This window comes from Ensifer adhaerens (assembly GCF_020035535.1).
Lineage (GTDB): Bacteria > Pseudomonadota > Alphaproteobacteria > Rhizobiales > Rhizobiaceae > Ensifer.
In genome coordinates, this window is the sequence record NZ_CP083349.1 from 1,776,399 (window position 1) to 1,797,081 (window position 20,683).

The following is a 20,683-nucleotide window of genomic DNA, read 5'->3' on the forward strand; positions in this document are numbered from 1 at the left end:
ACCGGTTCAACGCAACGGCTGGCAGCCGCCGACGTCGGCAGGCTTCACGCGGCCAGCCTGGGGGTCCTTCAAGTAAGGCTTGTTCGGCTTCGGCCCGCCGAGCGCCGCGTCATAGGTCGCGCGGTCGATCTTGAGCATTCGCCCGCTTGCCGTGAAGCTCACCATCTCGTTCTGGTTGACATAGGCCGAGGCGACATTGAGCCGGCAAAGGAACTTCTTCTCGGTGTTGGCGACGACCCATCCCCAGGCGCCGGACTTACCTCCAGCAAGTTTGCCGATCGCATAGCCCTGCTTGGCAAGCGTCGAATAGCTCTCGGCCTGGGCGATGCCGGGAAGAAGGGCAAGGCCGATCGTACCGGCCAGCACCAGCCGTCTGAATAGACGGAGAGACGCAACTCTTCAGGTGTTCTTCGATCAAAAACTACAACCTCAATATGCGGATGTGCGCTTAATGCGTGAGCCGCGTGCTCAAGCCAAAGATGTTGACACTGGAGACGCTACGTCATGGATTTCGGTCATGAAGATTGAACCGCCTCACACTGCATCGCGGGTCGAAATTCTCAACTGGTCTCCTGATTGGCCGGAGAGGTTTGCGATCAAGGCAAATGCGATCCGCCACGCATTGGGAGACCATGCCTTGCGTATCGACCATGTCGGTTCCACTGCAATCCGGGGGCTGGCGGCCAAACCAATCATCGATGTCCAGCTTTCCGTTGCCGATCTGGAGCCCATCGAAATCATCGCGGAAAAGATGGCGACGATCGGCTACCTGTGGCGGCCGCTGAACGCTGATCGGACGAAACGCTACTTCCGTGAGCAGCCAGGCGGTGAACGCACGCACATCCACATGCGACGCTTCGGAAGCTGGCAGGAGCAATGGTCACTGTTGTTTCGCGACTACATGCGCGCGCACGTCCATGAACACGCCCCATATGCCAACCTGAAGCGCGCGCTGGCGGCACGATTTCGTCATGACCGGATGGCCTACACCGAGGGCAAGTCGGAGCACCTGTGGCAGATCATTCGACGCGCAGATCAGTGGGCCGCGGCCGGCGGCTGGAACCCAGGCCCTTCCGACGCATAGAAGCCGTTGGGCGTGATTTGCCAGGCCTGTCGCGCAGCCTCCTAAATCCATGGGGCGGCACAGGCACGATACGGAACGCTGTGGCGATCCGCCATCGCAAGCATATTGCAGGCGCGCTCGATATGCAGCCCCATGCGCTTCGGCTGACGCGCATCGATGCTTGAAACACCATGAAGCAGCACGTCCTCGTTGTTGTCTTTGGCTTGAGGTCAGGCGCCGCCGGATACGCAATAGCCAACAAAAAAGCCCCGGACGAACCGGGGCTTCTTCTTGGATTTCGATCGATCCGGCTTAGCCGGCGGTCGATCAATGTTCCTTGTTGGCGTAGACCGACTTCTTCGTGAGATAGACGAGGCCGGTGAAGATCAGCAGGAACACCATGACCATGAAGCCGGTGCGCTTGCGCTCTTCGAGGTGCGGCTCTGCCGTCCACATCAGGAATGCGCCGACGTCCTTGGCATACTGGTCGACCGTCTGCGGCGTGCCGTCGTCGTAGGTGACCTGGTCGTTGGAGATCGGCTGCGCCATCGCCAGAGCGGCGGCGTTCGCGAAGTACGGGTTGTAGTGCGTGCCTTCGGCGACTTCGACGCCCTGCGGCGGATCCTGGTAGCCGGTCAGCAGCGCGTGGATGTAGTCCGGGCCGCCTTCCTGGTAGGGCCAGAACATGTCGAAGACGAACTGCGGGAAGCCGCGCTCGATACCACGTGCCTTGGCGATCAGCGAGAAGTCCGGCGGGGCTGCACCGTTGTTCGATGCAGCAGCCGCTTCCTTGTTCGCGTAAGGCGACGGGAAGTGGTCGGACGGCAGAGCCTTGCGGGTGAACATCTCACCGTCGGCGTTCGGGCCGTCCTGGACTTCGTAGTTGGCCGCAAACGCCTTTACCTGCGCTTCCGAGTAGCCGAGGCCTTCGAGCGTACGGAAGGCCACCAGGTTCATCGAGTGGCAAGCCGAACAGACTTCGGTGTAGACCTTCAGGCCGCGCTGAAGCTGGCCCTTGTCATAGTGACCGAACGGGCCGGCAAAGCTCCATTCCTGCTGCTCCGGCTTGTGGATCGGATAGTGAGGCGTACCGCCGCCATGCTCCTCGCCGCCCTTCGCCTCTTCGGCGACAGCTGCACCGAGACCGAGACCAGCGACGACAGCGAGTGACAGAATGCCTGTAACAAGCTTTTTCATTGTTGTGGGTTCCTTATCAATCGCTGTTCTGATCAGGCGCGCGCGGCTACCGGCTGCGCCTTCGCATTCCGCTTTTCCAGCACCGCTTCGGTGATGGAGTTCGGGATGCGCTTCGGCGTCTCGATCAGGCCGAGAACCGGCATGATGACGAGGAAGAAGCCGAAGTAGTAAAGCGTGCCGATCTGCGACATCACGACGTAGAGGCCTTCTGCAGGGCGCGAGCCGAGCCAGCCGAGCATGATGGCGTTGACGACGAAGATCCAGAAGAACAGCTTGTACCACGGACGGTAGACGGCCGAGCGGACCTTGGACGTATCGAGCCAGGGCAGGAAGAACAGGATGATGATCGAACCGAACATCACCAGAACGCCACCGAGCTTGGAGTCGATCGGGCCGACGTTGAAAGTGATGGCGCGCAGCATCGCGTAGAACGGCAGGTAGTACCATTCCGGAACGATGTGAGCCGGCGTCTTCAGCGCGTCAGCCGGAATGTAGTTGTCCGGATGGCCAAGGAAGTTCGGCATGTAGAAGACGAACCAGGCGTAGACGAGCAGGAAGACGGAGACGCCAAGCGCATCCTTCAGCGTCGCGTAGGGCGTGAAGGGAACGGTATCGGTCTTGGACTTTACTTCAACGCCGGTCGGGTTGGTCTGGCCGGTCACGTGCAGAGCCCAGATGTGCAGGACGACGACGCCGGCGATCATGAAGGGCAGCAGGTAGTGCAGCGAGAAGAAGCGGTTCAGCGTCGGATTGTCGACCGCGAAGCCGCCGAGCAGGAACTGCTGGATCCACTCACCCACCAACGGGAATGCGGTGAAGAAGCCGGTGATAACGGTCGCGCCCCAGAAGGACATCTGGCCCCAGGGCAGAACGTAGCCCATGAAACCGGTCGCCATCATCAGGAGGTAGATGACAACGCCGAGGATCCAGAGGATTTCGCGCGGAGCCTTGTACGAGCCGTAGTAGAGACCACGGGCAATGTGCAGGTAAACGGCGATGAAGAAGAACGATGCGCCGTTGGCGTGCATGTAGCGCAGCAGCCAACCGTGGTTGACGTCGCGCATGATCTTTTCGACGGAGTTGAAGGCAACGGACGTGTCGGCACCGTAGTGCATCGCCAGCACGATGCCGGTCAGGATCTGGACGATCAGCATGACCGAAAGCATGGCACCGAAAGTGTAGGCGTAGTTCAGGTTCCGGGGAACCGGATAGCTGATGAAGCTATCATGAACGAGACGCGGCAACGGCAGACGGGAATCAACCCATTTCTCAATGCCTGTCGTCGGCGTGTAGGTTGAATGTTCAGCACTCATTATCAGTAGTCCCCTCAACCGATCTTGATAACTGTGTCGGAAACGAACGAGAAGGTCGGCACATGAAGGTTCTCCGGCGCCGGACCCTTACGGATACGGCCGGCCGTGTCGTAGTGCGAACCGTGGCAGGGACAGAACCAGCCACCGAAGTCACCGGCCTGACCAAGCGGCACGCAGCCGAGATGAGTGCAGGAACCGATCATGACGATCCAGTTTTCCTTGCCTTCGCCGGCCGAGCGATCGACGTCGCTTGCCTGTGCGTCAGCCGGAAGGTTGGCATTGCGCGCAACCGGATCCTTCAGGTCGTCGAGCTTGACGGCCTTTGCCTCTTCGACTTCCTTCTCCGTACGGTTGCGGATGAAGATCGGCTTGCCGCGCCATTTCGCCGTCAGCGACATTCCGGGCTGCAGGCTCGAAACATCAACCTCGATCGAGGCGAGCGCGAGCGTCGATGCATCCGGACGCATCTGGTCGATGAACGGCCAAGCGACAGCACCAGCGCCGACGACGCCTGCCATACCGGTAGCCAGATAAAGGAAATCGCGGCGAGTGGGCTCGCCCAAGGCCTCGCTTGAAGTGTCGTGTTCGCTCACGGCTAAACCATCCTCTCACGCAATTATTGCGGAAACCGCATCCGCCCCCGGCGAAATTCCTGCCCCTTGAGACTTGATCCAGGTCAAGGAACCACGCCCAATTCATAGTGCTGTCGCCCCCGTCGTCTTGCGTCTGCAAACACGACATCGGCACCAGAATCCGGAAAAATTCTGCGTACGCACGGCACACAGATTCCCCGTCAATCCGGCGCGTTCTATGCTTGATCGCAAATTATGTCCAGCCTTGACAAGGGGATGTGGGCAGATTGTCGCGGGGAAAAGCGCGGCCAATCGGCACAAGGACTTGACGGTCGCCAGTTAGGCTTAATCCAGGCCGGTCGAGCAGGCGTTGAAGTGCTCTCGAGCCGCCCTACTCCGCCGCTTCTTCGCGGGCAAGAAATCCGCCCGACTGGCGTGACCAGAGCCCGGCGTAAAGCCCGCCGCGGGCGACGAGCTCGGCATGCGTTCCCTCCTCGACGATCCGCCCCTTGTCCATGACCACGAGCCGGTCGAGTGCGGCAATCGTCGAGAGCCGATGGGCGATCGCCAGCACCGTCTTGCCTTGCATCAAACGGTCGAGATTGGACTGAATCGCCGCCTCGACCTCAGAATCGAGCGCCGAGGTCGCTTCGTCAAGGACGAGGATCGGCGCGTCCTTGAGCATCACCCGCGCGATCGCGATACGCTGACGCTGACCGCCGGACAGCTTGACGCCGCGCTCGCCGACATGGGCGTCGAAACCCTTGCGACCGCGCTGGTCTTGCAGGCCGAGGATGAAGTCATAGGCTTCAGCCTTGCTTGCTGCGGCGATCAGTTGCTCCTCGCCGGCATCGGGCCGGCCGAACAGGATGTTGTCGCGGATGGAGCGATGCAGCAGCGAGGTGTCCTGGCTGACCATGCCCACCTGCGCGCGCAGGGATTCCTGCGTGACTGCGGCAATATCCTGCCCGTCGATGCGGATACGCCCGCTTTCGAGGTCGTAGAAGCGCAAGAGCAGGTTGACGAGGGTCGACTTGCCGGCGCCGGAGCGGCCGACGATGCCCACCTTTTCTCCGGGGCGAACGACGAGCGAGAAATCGTCGATCACGCGTTCGCCCTTCCCGTAATGAAAGCGCACGTGTTCGAAGCGGATTTCCGGCTGGCTGACGGCAAGCTCCGTGGCGCCGGGACGGTCGACGAGCCCGATCGACTGCGACACCAGTTCGGCCGAGTTCTGGATCGTGCCGATGTTGCGCATGATCGAATTGAACTGCGTCATCATCCGGCCAAGCAGCATGTTGAGCCGCAGAACCAGCGCCAGGGTGAAGGCCACTGCCCCGGAACTGATCGAGCCGCCGAGCCAGAGATGGATCGAATAGACGGCGATGGCCGTGATCATCATGCCGGAAAGCAGCGCCAGCGACGCACGCACGGCCGTCAGAAGCCGCGTGAACGGAATGACCGCGCGCTGGAACCGGTCGAAGCCGGAGCGGATATAGCGGTCATTCTCTTCATCGCGGCCGAAGAGCTTCAGCGTCTGGATATTGGAATAGGCATCGACCATGCGGCCATTCAGCATCGATGCCATTTCGGCCGTATCGCGGGCATGTTTGCGGATGCGCGGGACAAAGAAACGCGCGAGCGCCAGGAAGACGACGATCCAGAAGGCGACCATCGCCGCCAGGCGCCAATCGAGCTGCGCCACCAGCGCCATGGTCGACGCGGTGTAGATCACGATGAACCAGACGACCTGCAGCAGCGAGACGATGAGGTCACTGGTCGCCTGCGCCCCGGCCCAGACCTTGGTGACGATACGGCCGGAAAAATCGTTCTGGAAGAAGGTCAGCGACTGGCGGGCGACATGCACATAGGACTGCCAGCGCACAAGGTTGAGAAAGCCGGTAATGATCGATTGCTCTTCGACCAGCGCTGCCAGCGACACCGCAAGAAAGCGAAACACCATCACCGTCAAGAGCATGAACAGGAGTTCCGGCCCGTTGGCGGCGATCAGACCGCTCCAGCCAGCTTCCGGCTTCACCGTATCGAGTACGTCGACCAACCGGCCGACGAAATAGAACAGCCCTGCTTCGAGCATCGCCACAAGGCCGCCAAGCACGGCCATCGCAATGAATGGCCCTTTCGCCTGGGTGGCGTAGAACCAGGCGAAACCCCACAGCGATTTCGGCGGCTGCAGGCGCTCGCGCGGCGCGAACGGCTTGATCCAGTTCTCGAAGAGGCTGACGATGGCGCTGAGCATGGTTCCGATATAGGCGGTTCGGCGGGAACAGCAATCGGTTTTGGTGCAATTGCTGATTACAAATGCGTAACATGTGAAAGAGCAGCCCGCCGCTCCGTCGAACGGCGGGCTGCGGTTTTTTACTCTGCCGCCTCTTCCTTCTCGACATCGTCGGCAATGAAGCCGCCGGACTGGCGAGACCAGAGATCGGCGTAGAGGCCGCCATGAGCGACGAGTTCGGCATGCGAGCCCGTCTCGACGATGCGGCCTGCTTCGAGGATCACCAGCCGGTCCATCTCCGTCAGGGTCGAGAGACGATGGGCGATCGCGATCACCGTCTTGCCGGCCATTAGCGCGAACAGGTTCTCCTGGATTGCCTGTTCGACTTCGGAATCGAGCGCCGAGGTCGCCTCGTCGAGGATCAGGATCGGCGCGTCCTTGAGGAACACGCGCGCGATCGCGATGCGCTGGCGCTGGCCGCCGGAGAGCTTGACACCGCGTTCGCCGACCTGGGCATCCAGGCCCTTGCGGCCCTGGTTGTCCTCGAGACCCTGAACGAAGTCCCAGGCATTCGCCTTCTTCGCAGCCGCGATGATCGCCTCGTCATCCGCTTCCGGGTGTCCATAGGCGATGTTGTCGCGAATGGAGCGATGCAGCAGCGAGGTATCCTGCGTAACGACACCGATCTGGGCGCGAAGGCTGTCCTGGGTGACGGTGGAGATATCCTTGCCGTCGATCCGGATCGCCCCGTCTTCCAGGTCGTAGAAGCGCAGAAGCGCAGCAGCAGGTTCATGAGCGTCGTCTTGCCTGCGCCGGAGCGGCCGACGAGACCGATCTTCTCGCCCGGCTTGATGTCGAGCTGCAGGTGATCGATGACGCCCTTGGCCTTGCCGTAGTGGAAGCGGATGTTGTCGAAGGCAATCGCCCCCTTCTCCGCCTTCAGCGCCTTGGCGTCCGGTTCGTCGACGATGTCATGCCCCTTGGTCATCATGCCGATGCCGTCATAGACCGTACCGATGTTCTCGAAGAGCGCCGAGACTTCCCACATGATCCATTGCGACATGCCGTTGATGCGCATCGCGAGACCGACGGCGATCGCAATCGCCCCGACCGAGATGGCGCTGGTCAACCAGAGGTGGATGCCGAGCGCTGCGATGGCAAAGAGTGCGATGCTGTTGTTGGCGTAAACCAGAATGTGGAACAGCGTCACCTTGCGCATCTGGCGATGCACGGTGCCAAGGAAGCTGTCCATGCCGTCCCGCGCATAACCTTCCTCGCGGCCGGCATGCGAGAAGAGCTTGACCGTGCCGATATTGGTGTAGCTGTCGACGATCCGTCCCGTCATCATCGAGCGCGCGTCCGCTTGCTCCTTGGAGATCTTTTGCAGTCGCGGCACGAAGTAGCTGACGATGCAGATGTAGATCGCAAGCCAGATGGTCAGCGGGATCACCAGACGCCAGTCGGCAGTCGCGACGACGGCTAGCATGGTCACGAAATAGCTGACGACATAGACGAAGACGTCGAGGATCTTCATGACCGTTTCGCGGACCGCCAGCGACGTCTGCATCACCTTCGTCGCCACGCGCCCGGCAAACTCGTTGGCAAAGAAGGTCATGCTCTGGCGCAGCAGATAGCGGTGCATCTGCCAGCGGGCGATCATCGGATAGTTGCCGAGCAGCACCTGGTGCATGATCAAGGAGTCGATCGCGACCAGACCCGGCAGACCGATGAGGACCAGCGCGCCCATCCAGAAGAGCCGGCCGCCCTCGGCTGCGAGGAACGTCTCGCGGTTGGCGCTCGACAGCCAGTCGACCATGTTGCCGAGGAACTGGAACAGCGCCACTTCCCCGACAGCAATCAGCATGGTGCAGACGGACATGATGAGAAGCCACGGCACGGCCGGCTTGGAATAATGCCAGCAGAAGCCGAACAGGCTTTTCGGCGGGAGCGTCGGCTCTTCCGCCGGGTATGGGTCAAGGCGGGATTCAAACCAGCCAAACATTGCATTTGCTCCTTCAGAGAATTTTGAAGGAAAGCGGGTTTCCCCGCGTTCTTATGATGAAAAAGTCAGTCCGGAAATGCAGCCCGAAAAAGGGCTTTGTCTTCCGGAGTCCCGGAAGCGCGTCGATCTCTTTAAAAGATAGGTCGCGGAACCGGTCAGGCCAAACGGTGGCCCACTACTCCAGGAAGGCGTGTCAACATCAATACATTCATGTTTGCCTCCGTCGGTTCGCGTTGAAGAGGCTCGATCTCTAACCCTATTTGCGCCGGCATGCCAGATTGTCGCAGGCTGTTTCTTGCACAATTTTTCATCGATTGCGTGCCTGTTGCCGTTTCGGCACAGATTAGCTTCAGCAATATGAGCGCCCTCAAAAGCAGGGAGCGGCGGCCATTTCGCACTGGAGAAGAAGCATGAACGCTTCATCGGATAGAGCTCCTGATCTGCAAGGCAACGGTTTCGTCCTTCGCCGCCCTCGCGACGGTGATGTCGATGCGCGTCTGAGGCTCGGCCGCGACCCGGAAATCTACCGGATGTTCGGCGCCGCCAGGTCGTTTCCTGGCCTCTTCGGTCACGGCGAGGCCACCGCCTGGGTGACGCGTGTCGCCGGACATCCGACCGCCTGGATCATCGATCAGGGCGGCCTCATCGGCGAAGTGCGGCTGGACAACCTCAACCATCAGGATCGGCGCGCGAGCTTCGCCATCGGCATTTTCGATCCGCAACGGCTGGGCAAGGGTCTTGGCACGGCGGTCACGAAGCGGGTATTGGCCTATGCCTTCGATGAACTTGCCCTTCACCGGGTCTCGCTCAGGGTTCTGGCCTTCAACGAACGGGCGATTGCGTCCTACCGCAAGTCCGGCTTCTCCATCGAGGGCCGCGAACGCGAGTCGGCCCTGATCGACGGTGCGTGGCACGACGACATCATGATGGGCATCCTGGCTGCGGAGTTTGACGCGCGGCGCGATGACCGCAAAAACGAGTGATCTGAAATGAGCAGCCTGCGCATCGCCCTCTACCAGCCCGATATTCCAGGCAACACCGGCACGATCCTGCGCCTGGCCGCCTGCCTCGGCCTTTCCGTCGACGTGATCGAACCAGCCGGCTTCGACCTCTCCGACCGCAATCTGAAGCGCGCCGGCATGGACTATATCGCTTCGGTCGCGCTCACCCGTCACGTCAACTGGGAGCGCTTCGAGGACTGGCGCGCGGCGAGCGGACGCCGACTGGTGCTCGCCTCCACCAAGGCTGCCCAGCCCTATACCCGCTTCGAGTTCCGCCCCGATGATATCCTGCTCTTCGGAAGAGAGAGCGCCGGCGTTCCCGACCACGTGCACGAACGCGCCGACGGGCGCATCTTGATCCCAATGGCAGAAGGCCAGCGCTCGCTCAACATCGCGATGTCCGTAGCGATGATCGCCGGCGAAGCGATCCGGCAAGTCTCTCCAGCCTGACGGCGCAAACATCGCCACCTCCTTGGCTCTTGACCACGGCCGGCGGCCGCTGAACGCGGAACCGACCGCTTTCAATGGCAGGTGCTACGCAGCCACTTCGTTGTAGGGCGCGCTTTTGCGCGCCTGCTTCAAAACGCGCGCCCACCAGGTCAGCCGGTCCATCATCAAAAACAGCGGCGCGCGCAATTCCTCGGGCTTGTAGAGGTTGCCGGCAGCATCGAACTTCGACCAGGCCTTGGGGAACGTGATCCCGTCGCGCAACGTCACCGTATGTAGTTCGCCGAAAACCTGGCGCAACTGCTCGACGGCCCGAATGCCGCCAGAGGCGCCACCATAAGAGACGAAGCAAACCGGCTTGGCCTGCCAGGGCTCGTAGACCGAATCGATCAGTTCCTTGAGCGCCGCCGGATAGCCGTGATTGTACTCGGGCGTGACGATGACGAAGGCATCAGCCTCGGCGATCTTGCGTTCGAGCCACTCGCCCGGATTGACCGCCGCCCCGAGCCCACGCGACGTCCGCAGCCGCGCCGGGTCGATCACCGTCAACGTAAAGGTCTCCGAAGCCGAAAGTTCCCGGATCAGCCAGTTGGCGACCGTATCGCAGAAGCGACCCTGGCGCGCACTGCCATAGATCACGGCAAGGGTCATTTTCTCAGTCATGGGGATCAAGCTCCTGTTGTCTGCATTATGGAGCCAATGCTATAAAACCTCAACAATAGTTGAGGTCAATAGGCATCATGACAATTGTGAAAAGCAGCGAATTGCGTCGCGAACTGACGGTCGGCGAAGTGGCGGAACGAAGCGGCGTCGCCGTCTCCACCCTGCACTTCTACGAGGCCAAGGGGCTGATCCGCAGCAACCGTACCCGCGGCAACCAGCGCCGCTATCCGCGCAGCGTCCTGCGACGCGTCGCGGTCATCAAGGTCGCCCAGCGCACCGGCATTCCCCTGTCTGAGATACAGGATGCTTTGTCTGTTCTTCCGGACGATCGTCCGCTGACAGTGGATGATTGGGGAAAATTGTCCGAAAACTGGCGCGAACAGCTGAACGAACGGATCACCAACCTGATGGCCCTGCGCGATCACCTGACGGATTGCATCGGCTGCGGCTGCCTGTCGCTGCGCGAATGTCCGCTGCGCAATCCGCACGACGTGCTTTCGATGGAAGGCGCCGGACCGCGACTGATGGACGAAGACACGCACCCTTGAGGGGCAGAACGGCTAATCAGCCGTCGGCAGGCGGCGCATTGTGAACTCGATCTCGCCACCATCGAGTTGGCGCCAGCTCTCGACCTCGGTCCAGTAGGCAGCTTTCGGCCAGGTATCGAACCATTCCCGGGCCTTCGCGCGGGCGGCACTGCGATCGAGACGAAAGGTTTCCCGCACGAAAAGGCCATCGCCTCGTGTCCGGTTGTCCCGGCGATGCCGGGCGATCTGCCGCCGCAAACCATCGAGCGGCGGGCCTGCAGGTATTCTTGCCATGGGCTATACCTCTAGTCGCTAAGATAGTGACGGCGCTCGCCCTTTGCCAGAGGCTTGTTCGAGAGCAGGCTTTCGCAAGCCCATAGGTGCTGTCGTTGCGACAGACCGCCCAAGGTGCTGGACCGGCGTTGCCATCGGCGCGAAAGTATGAACTGTGGCGACTTCAATAGAATCGGCGGCATTTCATCGGGAAATCCCGCCAACAGGACGCAATTTTCCATGGAACGACCGCAGCTACCCCCGGGCCTCCCCGCAGATATCGAAGACAAGAAGGCCGAGGCGCGCGCGTGGTTCGAAGGACTGCGCGACACTATCTGCGCTGCATTTGAAGCGATCGAGGATGATCTGACCGGTCCGCTCTCCGACCGCGCGCCCGGACGTTTCGTCGGCAAGGATTGGAGCCGCGACGATGGCAAGGGCGGCGGTGGCCGCATGTCGATGATGGAAGGCCGTGTCTTCGAAAAGGTGGGCATCCATACGTCGACGGTCTACGGCGAATTCTCGCCTGAGTTCCGCAGCCAGATCCCGGGCGCTGCCGAGGATCCGCGTTTCTGGGCTTCCGGCATTTCGCTGATCGCCCATCCTGTGAACCCCAATGTGCCGGCCGTTCATATGAACACCCGCATGGTGGTGACGACCAGCAACTGGTTCGGCGGTGGCGCCGACCTGACGCCGGTGCTCGATCGCCGCCGCGTCATGACCGATGCCGACACGCAGCTCTTCCATCGCGCCATGGAAATCACCTGCAGCCGTCATGCGGTCGCCGACCATGCCAAGTTCAAGAAGTGGTGCGACGACTATTTCTTCCTGCCGCACCGCAACGAGCCGCGCGGTACTGGCGGCATCTTCTACGATTGGCTGCATTCGGCGGAGGAACAGGGCGGCTGGGACGCGGACTTCGCCTTCACCCGCGATGTGGGCAAGGCGTTCGCCCTCGTCTACCCGAAGATCGTGCGCAGCAACTTCAATGCGCCCTGGACCGAGGAAGATCGGGACGAACAGCTTGTAAGGCGCGGTCGCTATGTCGAGTTCAACCTGCTCTATGACCGCGGCACCATTTTCGGCCTGAAGACCGGCGGTAACGTCGAGTCTATTCTGTCGTCGCTACCCCCGGTGGTGCGCTGGCCGTAAGCCGAGGGCGGAGAGCGTTTCGCCGATCGCGAACGCTCCCTCCCTGCATCAATTGCATATGCGGACCTTCTTCAGGATGACCGCGCCATAGGCGCCATAAGTCTTGACGGTTTTGACGACACAACTGGGCTTGCAGCCATAGCTGTAGTTCCCTGCCTGTGCCGGCGTACCCAAGGCAAGAGCCGTCACGATCGCCAGAGCCATGGCAAAAAAAGAACCGCGCATCGATATGTCCCCTGCATGCTGATTGTGGCCGCGACAGATCCCGTCGCTTGAAAACAGACATGGCACGGCTGAGGAATTCCCGCTGTTTCGAATGAAACAGTCGAACAAACCGGAGCATCCGGCGTTTCCTCTGCGTTGAGCGAGGTGGATGCGATGATTTTCAAGAAACGGACATTCTACGGCGATGAACCGGAGCGCTTGACGCCCGAGCATCCGGCTGAACTGGAGCGCCGCGTCGCCCACTTTCTCGCGGTCGCGCCCGGCCTCGATGCCGCCGATGTCACGGTGACGGCCAAGGGCAACACGATCATCCTTGCCGGCTTCGTCGCGACGGCAGCCGAAGTCAAGCGCGCCGAAGAGGCGACAAAACAGATGCAGGGCGTGGCGGAAGTCATCAACCGGATCGAGCCGGTTGGCACTGAATAGGCGTCGTCAGATCGAGCCGAGCGTCCAGCTAACGATCTCGGCCGAAACGCTTGCGAAAGCCTGGTCCATTGCCTTGATGAAGGCCGGGTTTCCTGCGCCCTTGACGCTGGCGGTCGCGCGAAACGCCTTTTGCGCCCGCACCGTACCGTTACGGTCGTTGAGGATCTTGGCGAAGATTTCGACGATCGCCGTGTCCGCACCTTCCGTCGAGACCTCGAAGGCGCGGATTTCGGTGATCACCTGATAATCGATCGCCAGCCCCTGGCCCGGCTTGCCGACGCCGCCGACCTTGCCGGTGTCCTCGAAGGCCTGCACCAGCTTCGACTGCACCAGCTTCGGCAGTCGGTCGCTCCATTGTGCCTTGGAGAGATATTGCAGCTCGGATCCGGACAGACGGATGACGACCTGGTCGCTGTCGAGCGCCTTCAGTGCCGTTGGTTCCGGCACGAGGATTTGCTTGCCTGTGGAGGCACGTCCTTCGACGGCTGGCGACGCCGAAAGACTGTATGTGTCATTGACCGCTTTTGTACCGCAGCCGGCAAGGCCTGCTGCCAGCATGAAAATCAGGGCGGAGCGCCGCGCTCCCGCTACTCGCATACCAACCAGCCCCTGAAAACTCATACTGCCAATACCCTTGTCCCACGCACCTTGGCGCCCCCTCGATCGAAAGCACACCGTCTGGCCCTAAGCCGGTCCCGCCACGCCCCGACTCAACGCCGGGTGCGACCATCATATTGTTTTACTGTCTCGCCGCCAAAGAGAAGACGCTGCGGGTTCTTGTCGAAGGTGGAGATCGTGTTTTCCAGGCTCTGGACCGTCCGCCGCGTATCGGTGACGAGCGCTTCGACGTCGCGCAGGCCGGAGCCCGAGAAGCGCCGCAAGTTGTCGGCAATCGGTCCGATCTGCGCGTTGAGCGTGTCTGCCACCTTGCGGAAGGATTCGAGCGTCGCGCGCGCCTCGGCCGAAAGCGACGGGGCATCCGCATCGCCCAGGAAGCCGTCGACCTTGACGAGGATGCTGTCGACCCGGTTGGCCGAATTGTTCAGCTTGCTCGCCAGTTGGGTGACATCGGTGATCGTGCGGTCGATGTCCTCCTGCCGGGCGGTAATCTTCGAGGCGAACTCAGAAATATTGGCAACGGTCTTGCGGGCGTCGGCGGTCGCTGCAGTGATGTCGTTGACGACGAGCTCGACCTTCTCCTTGTCGACCGAGGCCACCAGCGTATCGACCCGCTCCAGCGTCTTCTGGGCATTCTTGCCGAACTGCTCGTAAGTTTCGACCGTGCGTCGGAATGCGGCAACCGTTTCGGAAACGCCGCCTGAAGCGGCCTTCAGGTCGTTGCTGATCTGCTCGACGTTCGAGACGATGTGGTCGATCTTCTTCGGATCGACGGACTTCACCAGGGCATCGGCAGATTCAAGAGTCGAATCGAGTTTCTTGGAGGCTGCGCTGACCGAGCCCGAAAGCTCCGTCACGCTCCTCAGGAAGTCGTCGATCGCACCGGAATTGTTGGCGAGCGCGGTGGAAAACTTCTCCGCATTGCCGATCGTATTTGTCAGCGGGCCGCGCACGTCCGTTACGAAGCCCTGAATGTCGGTGATTGCGTTGTTGGCCCGGTCCATGATCTGGTCGGCCGTTGCGAGCAGGCTGGTCACGCTCGACTGATCCGCAAGGATGCGTGCCTGCGTGCCTTTTTCGATCGCGGTCTTCAGGATGTTCTCGTCGCCATTGCGACCGCCGCTAAGCTCGATGTAGGCCGCGCCCGTCAGCCCCTGCACTTCCAACGTAGCCTTGGTCGACTTCAGCACCGGCGCATCGACGGAAACCTCGGTGACGGCGATCGAATAGCGTGGATCATTGGCGTCGATCGCAAGATTGCGAACCGTGCCGACGGCAATGCCGTTGAAGCGCACCGGCGAACCGACGGAAAGACCGTTGGCGGAACCCGGAATATTGACCACAAGCTCCACCATCTCGCCGCTGCGGCCATATTGCGACATCCAGTAGACGAATCCGAATGCGGCCGCGATCACGAACACCGTGAAGAAACCGACAATGGCGTAGTTCGCTTTCGTTTCCATTCGTACCGACTACCTTCGTGGCCGCTTCACCGGCTCTACCTCGTATCTCGACGCCTGGGCGCCAAAACCGCATTCACTGGAGCGCCGTGTGTTCAAATGAACCCACGAAGAACCTCTTGCATTTCAGTTTCCGGCGCATCTTTCGGCTCCCAAGCGATTGGCTTGAGCACCGGATGCTCCCAGTCATGGATCGTGGCGTACGATCGCTCGAGCCCGCTTGCCACGGAAATAGGACTGCACCCAAGGGTCGTCGCAGGCCAGCATGTCTTCTACCGTACCCTCCACTAGCACCCTCTTCTTGCCGAGAACCGCGATGCGGTCGCAGACGGAAAAGAGGCTGTCGAGGTCGTGAGTCACCATATACACGGTCAATCCCAGCGTGTCGCGCAGCTTGGCGATGAGCTCGTCGAACTCCGCGGCACCGATCGGATCGAGGCCCGAGGTGGGCTCGTCGAGGAAGACCAGATCGGGATCGAGCGCCAGCGCCCGTGCGAGAGCCGCGCGCTTGATCATGCCGCCCGAAAGCTCTGAGGGGTATTTCTCCGCCGCTTCCGGCGCCAGGCCCACGAGCTCTATCTTCACCCGTGCCAGTTCATCCATCAGGCTCTGCGGCAGATCGAGGTATTCCCGCATCGGCACCTGGATGTTTTCGCGTACCGTCAGCGCCGAAAAGAGCGCGCCGTGCTGGAAGAGAACGCCGAGGCGCATATCGAGCGCGATGCGCTCACCCTCGGTGATCTTGTCGTAGTCGGCGCCCAGGATCTCGATCTTGCCCGAACGCTTCGCCAGCAACCTGAGCACGGTGCGCATCAGCACCGACTTCCCGGTTCCGGACGCGCCGACGAAGCCGAGGATTTCGCCCCGGTAGATTTCGAGGTTCAGCTTGTCGAGCACGATGTTGGAGCCGAAGCCAACCGTCAGGTCGCGAACGGAAAGCACCGACTCGCGCCCGTCCGCTTCCGTCGCCTCATCTTCCTCGTGTCGTTTCTCGACTGCGCTCACGCTGTTCCCCGCCTTAAAAATTGATTGCTGCGTAGAACATGGCAAAGAGCCCATCGATCAGGATCACCACGAAGATCGATTTGACCACCGAAGAGGTCACATGCCGGCCAAGCGATTCGGCGCTGCCGCCGACCTTCAAACCCTCGACGGCTGCGACCACGCCGATGATGAGCGCCATGAACGGCGCCTTGATCATGCCGGCAGCGACCGACGAAAAATCGACCGCTTCCTGCAGGCGCGCAAGGAAGGTCGGGATCGTGATGCCCGAATAGCCCCAGGCAACCAGGGCCGCGCCGGTCAAAGCGGCGAAGTTCGCGATGATCGTCAGCAGCGGCAGCGCGACGGTGAGCGCGACGAGGCGCGGAAAGACAAGGACGCCGATCGGGCTTAGCCCCATCACCTTCAGCGCGTCCACCTCCTCGCGCATCTTCATCGAGCCGATTTCGGCGGTGATGGCACTGCCTGAGCGGCCGGCGATCATGATCGCCGTCAAGAGAACGCCGATTTCGCGCAATTGCAGGATGCCGACGAGATCGACGACGAAGACTTCGGCGCCGAAGTAGCGCAGCTGGAATGCGCCCTGCTGTGCAATGATCGCCCCGATCAGGAAAGACATCAGCGTGATGATCGGTACCGCCATCACGCCCATCCGGTCGATCTGATGAACGATCGCCGCCGGCGAGACGCCGCTGTGCCGGCCGAGCTTGAGCTGGGCGCCGCGCACCGCGGACCCCAGAATGTACATGGCCGCGACGATATCGTCCCAGGTCGCCACCATCGCCTCGCCGACCGGCGCGAAAATACGCTGGAACAACGGAACGTGCCCGTTGCCTTTTTCCGGCGCGCGCAGTTCCGCCGGCAAGGCGTCGATAAGCTCGATATACCGCTGCCCGCCCTCGGCAAAATGCACGTCGTCGCGCGAAGTGCCGGCAATGCGGGTCATGAAGCGTCGGATGATCCAGGCACCGGCCGTATCCATCGCCGTCACGCCGGAGAGATCGAACTGCGTGACGCCATCGCTCTTGCGTGCGAGGCCATCGAGCTTCTTTGCCATCGCTTCCGCGGTTTCGTGCCGCCAGGTGCCCGTGAAGACATAGCTTCGCCCACCGGCACTTTCGGCCAGTTCGACATCGGCGGTAAGCTTGCGGGCGGATTGCGTCACGTGGTCTCGGTTTTCCTGATTTGCGATCGCATAATCCCTTAAATCAGAATCGACCTAAGGACAGAATTATGCAGCAGACCTAAAGTGTTACAGCGGCCTTTGTGCGTCTCAACGCGCGGCGCCGTAAAGATTCGTAAATGCTTACACCGTCATAACGGCTCGCACCGTAGCTGTCACCCGCACGTTGGGCCGGCGGCGATGCCGGACCCTCAGATTGCTCGCCGGAGACGCTTTCATGTCACTTTCCCTCGATGCTTCAGTGGAACATTTCCCGATCGCAGGCACCTTCACGATCTCGCGTGGCTCCAAGACGACGGCAAGTGTCGTCACCTGCCGAATCAGCGACGGCACCCACACCGGCGCCGGCGAGTGCGTGCCCTATGGCCGCTACGGCGAAACGATCGAGTCGGTACTTTCCGAGGTTGCCGCCATCCGCCCCCATATCGAGGCAGGCCTCAGCCGCGTCGATTTACAGCGCCAGATGAAGCCGGGTGCCGCCCGCAACGCCGTCGATTGCGCACTATGGGATCTCGAAGCCAAGCAGAAAAACAAGGCCGTTCATATACTTGCAGGCATTCCCTCCCCTCAGGAATTGACCACCGCCTACACATTGTCGCTGGCCGAACCGGATGCAATGCGCGAGCAGGCCGCAAAATACGCCCACCGTGCCCTGCTCAAGATCAAGGTCGGCACGCCGGACGATGCCGCGCGTATCCGCGCCGTACGGGCCGGCGCGCCGAAGAGCCGCATCATTCTCGATGCCAATGAAGGCTGGACGCCGGAAACGCTTGCCTATCATTTTGCGATCTGCGCGGAGGAGCGCATCGACCTGATCGAGCAGCCGCTCCCTGCCGGGTGCGACGAGGCACTGGCGACGATCGCCCGGCCCGTCCCCATCTGCGCGGATGAAAGCGTGCACGCGACCGGCGACCTTGCCGCCCTCGTCGGCCGCTACGATGCCGTCAACATCAAGCTCGACAAGACCGGCGGTCTCACCGAGGCGCTGCGAATGCGCGATCAGGCAACCGCACTTGGCCTGAAGATCATGGTCGGCTGCATGGTCGGCAGCTCGCTGGCGATGGCGCCGGCAATCCTCGTCGCCCAGGGCGCCGATTTCGTCGACCTCGACGGGCCGCTGTTGCTCGCCGCAGATCGCACGCCGGGCCTGCGCTACGAGGCGTCGCTGGTCTTCCCGCCGGAACCGCGTCTCTGGGGCTGAAGGTACCAGGCGGCGCCCGCGAAGCAGCAGCCGGCAAAGGCGACGACCGACATCGAATAGAATCCCTTTACACCGTACCAGGCATAGAAATAGCCGGACAGGAACGTGAAGATCGCGGTGAAGATGCCGGTATAGAAGAAATAGAGCCCCTGGGCGGACGCCTCCTGCGACTCCACCACCCGCTCCACCAGCTTGTGCTGCATGCCCGTGTGCATGATCGCATAGGTGAAGGCATGGAAGCACTGGAGGATGAAGTAGCCGCTGAAGCCGAGATCCATCGGGAAGATGATCCAGCGCACCACGGCGAGAAAGCAGCCGGACAGGATCATCACCCAGACGCTGAACCGACGGCTGATCGCCTTGGCAAAGATGAACATCGTCACCTCAGCCGCCACGCCCGCACTCCAGAGCAGGCCGATTTCGGTACCGCTATAGCCGATGTGCTGCCAATAGATCGCCGAGAAAGCGAAGAGCATCGCATGGCTGGCGTTCACCAGCGTCACACCGATCAACAGCAGTTGCAGGTCGAGCTGTCGCAGCGACTTCGGCGGCGGCTCCGTGAGCGCGGTGATCGGTGACGGCCGGCGGGGCTTGCCGACCCGGGGTGCCCCATACGCCATGGCGATGGTCAGCCCGAACCCGATCGCCATCGCCGGCAGCACCATGTCGCTGCCGAAGATACCGACCATCCAGCCGCCGAGCATCGTCGCGCCGATGAACGCAACCGAACCCCAGAGCCGCATATGGGCGTAGTCGAAACCCCAGCGGCGCACGCCCGAGAGCGCAATCGCCTCGACGATCGGCACATAGGGCGAATAGACGGCCGATTGCAGTGTGTAGATGACCAGCACCGGCCAGAAGTCGCGGAAGTAGAAGAGCACCAGGGCGGTCGCCAGCGACAGGCACCCGGACCAGATCAGCACGATCGCACGCTCGCCGAGACGGTCGGCAATGACGCCCGCGATCGGCGCGGTGATGACGCGCACGAACATCGGCAGCGCCAGCACGACGCCGATCTCGAAGTCGGTCATCGAGAGCGTGCTGAGCCACATCGGAAAATACGGCATCGCGAAGCCGTTGACGATCAGCGGCGCGCAGAAGAGCAAGGCGATGCGAAGCGCGAAATGGCGCGGCGGAGGGCCCACATATGCGGGCGCTGAGGAGGGAATCATCGGCTGACCTGGATGGCTGTACGTGATCTCTAGCACAGCCCGGGCATGCCTCGCCATAACCTAGTTTTCGCGACAGGACCGGCCTGCCGCCTCTGGGGTCAGGCGGCGCGCTGGGTCAGCAATTGCGCAAGCAGCTTGTCGGCTTCGCCCTCGAGGGCACCGCCGCGCATCTGGTGCCAGGTGATGAGCTCCATCGTGCCATCGTGGTGCTCGGCAATCGCGGTACAGCTTTCCACCCAATCGCCGGTGTTGATGTAGCGGATATCGCCGATGTCCTCGATGACGGCATGGTGGATGTGTCCGCAGATCACGCCCTGTGCGTCGTAGCGACGGGCCTCGTCGGCAACCACCTTCTGGAACTCGCCGATGAAGTTCACAGCATGCTTGACCTGGAGCTTGGCCCAGGAGGAGAACGACCAATAGGGCATGCCGAGACGACGGCGGATGGCGGCCAGGCCGATATTGATGGCGATCGCCGTGTCATAGGCCCAGTCGCCGAGGTAGGCCAGCACGCGGGCATTGCGCACTACCACATCGAACTCGTCGCCGTGCAATATGAGATACTTGCGGCCGTCGGCGCCCGCGTGGAGATAGCGCTGCGCCACCTCGATGCCGCCGAAGTGCACGCCGGGAAAATCGCGCAGGAACTCGTCGTGATTGCCGGGGATATAGACGATGCGCGTACCCTTGCGCGCCTTGCGCAGCAATTTCTGGACCACGTCGTTGCAGTTCTGCGGCCAGTACCAGCTGCGCTTCAGTCGCCACCCGTCGACGATATCGCCGACAAGCACGATCGTTTCGGCTTCGTGGTACCGCAAGAAATCAAGCAGGTAGTCCGTCTTGGCGGCCTTGGAGCCGAGATGGACGTCGGAGATGAACAACGTCCTGAGCTTTCGTACGGAGTTGTCTTGCTGCGCCGCCGTCATGCCAGCCTCGTCTCTGGTTACGCT

General features: G+C 61.6%; 21 protein-coding genes and 1 pseudogene. 7 read left to right on the forward strand and 15 right to left on the reverse strand.

Annotated elements, in window-relative coordinates:
- Nucleotides 1-6: 6 nt before the first annotated feature.
- On the reverse strand, nt 7-366 hold the full coding sequence (locus LAC81_RS08705; protein ID WP_223727497.1) for a hypothetical protein: 360 nt from the start codon (nt 364-366) through the stop codon (nt 7-9).
- Between the two features lie 151 nt (nt 367-517).
- On the opposite strand from LAC81_RS08705, the gene LAC81_RS08710 reads away from it, so the two are divergent.
- The gene (locus LAC81_RS08710; protein WP_223727498.1) at nt 518-1,084 is read left to right on the forward strand and encodes a GrpB family protein; all 567 of its coding nucleotides are present in this window, start codon (nt 518-520) and stop codon (nt 1,082-1,084) included.
- 306 nt (nt 1,085-1,390) lie between these two features.
- Here LAC81_RS08710 and LAC81_RS08715 read toward each other — a convergent pair whose 3' ends face one another.
- The 5 genes and pseudogenes from LAC81_RS08715 to LAC81_RS08735 form a co-directional block, all read right to left on the reverse strand.
- Nucleotides 1,391-2,260, reverse strand: a complete 870-nt coding sequence (locus LAC81_RS08715; RefSeq protein ID WP_113540076.1) for a cytochrome c1 — start codon at nt 2,258-2,260, stop codon at nt 1,391-1,393.
- Nucleotides 2,261-2,292: 32 nt separating this feature from the next.
- A complete protein-coding gene (locus LAC81_RS08720) occupies nt 2,293-3,573 on the reverse strand; it encodes a cytochrome b (protein WP_113540077.1) in 1,281 nt (426 codons plus the stop codon).
- 14 nt (nt 3,574-3,587) lie between these two features.
- Nucleotides 3,588-4,166, reverse strand: a complete 579-nt coding sequence (gene petA / locus LAC81_RS08725) for a ubiquinol-cytochrome c reductase iron-sulfur subunit (protein ID WP_113540078.1) — start codon at nt 4,164-4,166, stop codon at nt 3,588-3,590.
- 370 nt (nt 4,167-4,536) lie between these two features.
- Nucleotides 4,537-6,402, reverse strand: coding sequence for an ABC transporter ATP-binding protein (locus LAC81_RS08730; RefSeq protein WP_113540079.1), 1,866 nt, complete (start codon nt 6,400-6,402; stop codon nt 4,537-4,539).
- A gap of 119 nt (nt 6,403-6,521) precedes the next feature.
- Nucleotides 6,522-8,383, reverse strand: a pseudogene (locus LAC81_RS08735) (ABC transporter ATP-binding protein).
- Nucleotides 8,384-8,793: 410 nt separating this feature from the next.
- Between LAC81_RS08735 and LAC81_RS08740 the strand changes: the two are divergent.
- Both LAC81_RS08740 and LAC81_RS08745 read left to right on the forward strand, forming a co-directional pair.
- Nucleotides 8,794-9,366: a GNAT family N-acetyltransferase gene (locus tag LAC81_RS08740; protein ID WP_223727499.1), complete on the forward strand. Its 573-nt coding sequence runs from the start codon at nt 8,794-8,796 to the stop codon at nt 9,364-9,366.
- Nucleotides 9,367-9,372: 6 nt separating this feature from the next.
- Nucleotides 9,373-9,834 carry a tRNA (cytidine(34)-2'-O)-methyltransferase gene (locus tag LAC81_RS08745; protein ID WP_223727500.1) on the forward strand — a complete coding sequence of 154 codons (462 nt, stop codon included), beginning with the start codon at nt 9,373-9,375 and terminating at the stop codon, nt 9,832-9,834.
- A gap of 84 nt (nt 9,835-9,918) precedes the next feature.
- On the opposite strand, the gene LAC81_RS08750 is transcribed toward LAC81_RS08745, so the two are convergent.
- Nucleotides 9,919-10,494, reverse strand: coding sequence for an NADPH-dependent FMN reductase (locus tag LAC81_RS08750; RefSeq protein WP_223727501.1), 576 nt, complete (start codon nt 10,492-10,494; stop codon nt 9,919-9,921).
- A 77-nt stretch (nt 10,495-10,571) separates the two neighbouring features.
- Between LAC81_RS08750 and soxR the strand changes: the two genes are divergently transcribed.
- Complete coding sequence (gene soxR / locus LAC81_RS08755) at nt 10,572-11,042, forward strand: redox-sensitive transcriptional activator SoxR (RefSeq protein ID WP_223727502.1); 471 nt, start codon at nt 10,572-10,574, stop codon at nt 11,040-11,042.
- Between the two features lie 12 nt (nt 11,043-11,054).
- On the opposite strand, the gene LAC81_RS08760 is transcribed toward soxR, so the two are convergent.
- Nucleotides 11,055-11,315, reverse strand: a complete 261-nt coding sequence (locus tag LAC81_RS08760) for a hypothetical protein (protein WP_223727503.1) — start codon at nt 11,313-11,315, stop codon at nt 11,055-11,057.
- 219 nt (nt 11,316-11,534) lie between these two features.
- Between LAC81_RS08760 and hemF the strand changes: the two genes are divergently transcribed.
- Nucleotides 11,535-12,446, forward strand: coding sequence for an oxygen-dependent coproporphyrinogen oxidase (hemF, locus tag LAC81_RS08765; protein WP_223727504.1), 912 nt, complete (start codon nt 11,535-11,537; stop codon nt 12,444-12,446).
- Between the two features lie 48 nt (nt 12,447-12,494).
- On the opposite strand, the gene LAC81_RS08770 is transcribed toward hemF, so the two are convergent.
- Nucleotides 12,495-12,671, reverse strand: a complete 177-nt coding sequence (locus LAC81_RS08770) for a hypothetical protein (protein WP_162768895.1) — start codon at nt 12,669-12,671, stop codon at nt 12,495-12,497.
- Between the two features lie 153 nt (nt 12,672-12,824).
- Between LAC81_RS08770 and LAC81_RS08775 the strand changes: the two genes are divergently transcribed.
- The gene (locus LAC81_RS08775) at nt 12,825-13,097 is read left to right on the forward strand and encodes a BON domain-containing protein (RefSeq protein ID WP_223727505.1); all 273 of its coding nucleotides are present in this window, start codon (nt 12,825-12,827) and stop codon (nt 13,095-13,097) included.
- 6 nt (nt 13,098-13,103) lie between these two features.
- Here LAC81_RS08775 and LAC81_RS08780 read toward each other — a convergent pair whose 3' ends face one another.
- From LAC81_RS08780 to LAC81_RS08795, 4 genes are all read right to left on the reverse strand, one after another.
- Nucleotides 13,104-13,718 carry an ABC-type transport auxiliary lipoprotein family protein gene (locus LAC81_RS08780; RefSeq protein ID WP_113540087.1) on the reverse strand — a complete coding sequence of 205 codons (615 nt, stop codon included), beginning with the start codon at nt 13,716-13,718 and terminating at the stop codon, nt 13,104-13,106.
- Nucleotides 13,719-13,807: 89 nt separating this feature from the next.
- Nucleotides 13,808-15,178 (reverse strand): MlaD family protein, encoded by a 1,371-nt coding sequence (locus tag LAC81_RS08785; RefSeq protein ID WP_113540088.1) that lies wholly within the window; start codon nt 15,176-15,178, stop codon nt 13,808-13,810.
- Nucleotides 15,179-15,361: 183 nt separating this feature from the next.
- The gene (locus tag LAC81_RS08790) at nt 15,362-16,180 is read right to left on the reverse strand and encodes an ABC transporter ATP-binding protein (protein WP_223727506.1); all 819 of its coding nucleotides are present in this window, start codon (nt 16,178-16,180) and stop codon (nt 15,362-15,364) included.
- Between the two features lie 13 nt (nt 16,181-16,193).
- Entirely contained in the window at nt 16,194-17,342 is a 1,149-nt protein-coding gene (locus LAC81_RS08795) for an ABC transporter permease (RefSeq protein ID WP_223727507.1), read from the reverse strand.
- A 235-nt stretch (nt 17,343-17,577) separates the two neighbouring features.
- Between LAC81_RS08795 and dgcA the strand changes: the two genes are divergently transcribed.
- Complete coding sequence (dgcA, locus tag LAC81_RS08800) at nt 17,578-18,561, forward strand: N-acetyl-D-Glu racemase DgcA (RefSeq protein WP_223727508.1); 984 nt, start codon at nt 17,578-17,580, stop codon at nt 18,559-18,561.
- On the opposite strand, the gene LAC81_RS08805 is transcribed toward dgcA, so the two are convergent.
- The gene (locus LAC81_RS08805) at nt 18,513-19,733 is read right to left on the reverse strand and encodes an MFS transporter (protein ID WP_223727509.1); all 1,221 of its coding nucleotides are present in this window, start codon (nt 19,731-19,733) and stop codon (nt 18,513-18,515) included. The genes dgcA and LAC81_RS08805 overlap by 49 nt on opposite strands.
- A 98-nt stretch (nt 19,734-19,831) precedes the next feature.
- On the reverse strand, nt 19,832-20,659 hold the full coding sequence (locus LAC81_RS08810; RefSeq protein ID WP_223727510.1) for a UDP-2,3-diacylglucosamine diphosphatase: 828 nt from the start codon (nt 20,657-20,659) through the stop codon (nt 19,832-19,834).
- Between the last annotated feature and the right edge of the window lie 24 nt (nt 20,660-20,683).

What these genes read in the sequence shown, in the direction of transcription:
- LAC81_RS08780 (WP_113540087.1), bottom strand. Translation starts at nt 13,718, where the DNA reads ATGAGTTTTCAGGGGCTGGTTGGTATGCGAGTAGCGGGAGCGCGGCGC.
- LAC81_RS08715 (WP_113540076.1), bottom strand. Translation starts at nt 2,260, where the DNA reads ATGAAAAAGCTTGTTACAGGCATTCTGTCACTCGCTGTCGTCGCTGGT.
- LAC81_RS08745 (WP_223727500.1), top strand. Translation starts at nt 9,373, where the DNA reads ATGAGCAGCCTGCGCATCGCCCTCTACCAGCCCGATATTCCAGGCAAC.
- hemF (WP_223727504.1), top strand. Translation starts at nt 11,535, where the DNA reads ATGGAACGACCGCAGCTACCCCCGGGCCTCCCCGCAGATATCGAAGAC.
- LAC81_RS08760 (WP_223727503.1), bottom strand. Translation starts at nt 11,315, where the DNA reads ATGGCAAGAATACCTGCAGGCCCGCCGCTCGATGGTTTGCGGCGGCAG.
- soxR (WP_223727502.1), top strand. Translation starts at nt 10,572, where the DNA reads ATGACAATTGTGAAAAGCAGCGAATTGCGTCGCGAACTGACGGTCGGC.
- LAC81_RS08775 (WP_223727505.1), top strand. Translation starts at nt 12,825, where the DNA reads ATGATTTTCAAGAAACGGACATTCTACGGCGATGAACCGGAGCGCTTG.
- LAC81_RS08810 (WP_223727510.1), bottom strand. Translation starts at nt 20,659, where the DNA reads ATGACGGCGGCGCAGCAAGACAACTCCGTACGAAAGCTCAGGACGTTG.
- LAC81_RS08805 (WP_223727509.1), bottom strand. Translation starts at nt 19,733, where the DNA reads ATGATTCCCTCCTCAGCGCCCGCATATGTGGGCCCTCCGCCGCGCCAT.
- LAC81_RS08710 (WP_223727498.1), top strand. Translation starts at nt 518, where the DNA reads ATGAAGATTGAACCGCCTCACACTGCATCGCGGGTCGAAATTCTCAAC.
- LAC81_RS08740 (WP_223727499.1), top strand. Translation starts at nt 8,794, where the DNA reads ATGAACGCTTCATCGGATAGAGCTCCTGATCTGCAAGGCAACGGTTTC.
- dgcA (WP_223727508.1), top strand. Translation starts at nt 17,578, where the DNA reads ATGTCACTTTCCCTCGATGCTTCAGTGGAACATTTCCCGATCGCAGGC.
- LAC81_RS08770 (WP_162768895.1), bottom strand. Translation starts at nt 12,671, where the DNA reads ATGCGCGGTTCTTTTTTTGCCATGGCTCTGGCGATCGTGACGGCTCTT.
- LAC81_RS08785 (WP_113540088.1), bottom strand. Translation starts at nt 15,178, where the DNA reads ATGGAAACGAAAGCGAACTACGCCATTGTCGGTTTCTTCACGGTGTTC.
- LAC81_RS08730 (WP_113540079.1), bottom strand. Translation starts at nt 6,402, where the DNA reads ATGCTCAGCGCCATCGTCAGCCTCTTCGAGAACTGGATCAAGCCGTTC.
- LAC81_RS08750 (WP_223727501.1), bottom strand. Translation starts at nt 10,494, where the DNA reads ATGACTGAGAAAATGACCCTTGCCGTGATCTATGGCAGTGCGCGCCAG.
- LAC81_RS08720 (WP_113540077.1), bottom strand. Translation starts at nt 3,573, where the DNA reads ATGAGTGCTGAACATTCAACCTACACGCCGACGACAGGCATTGAGAAA.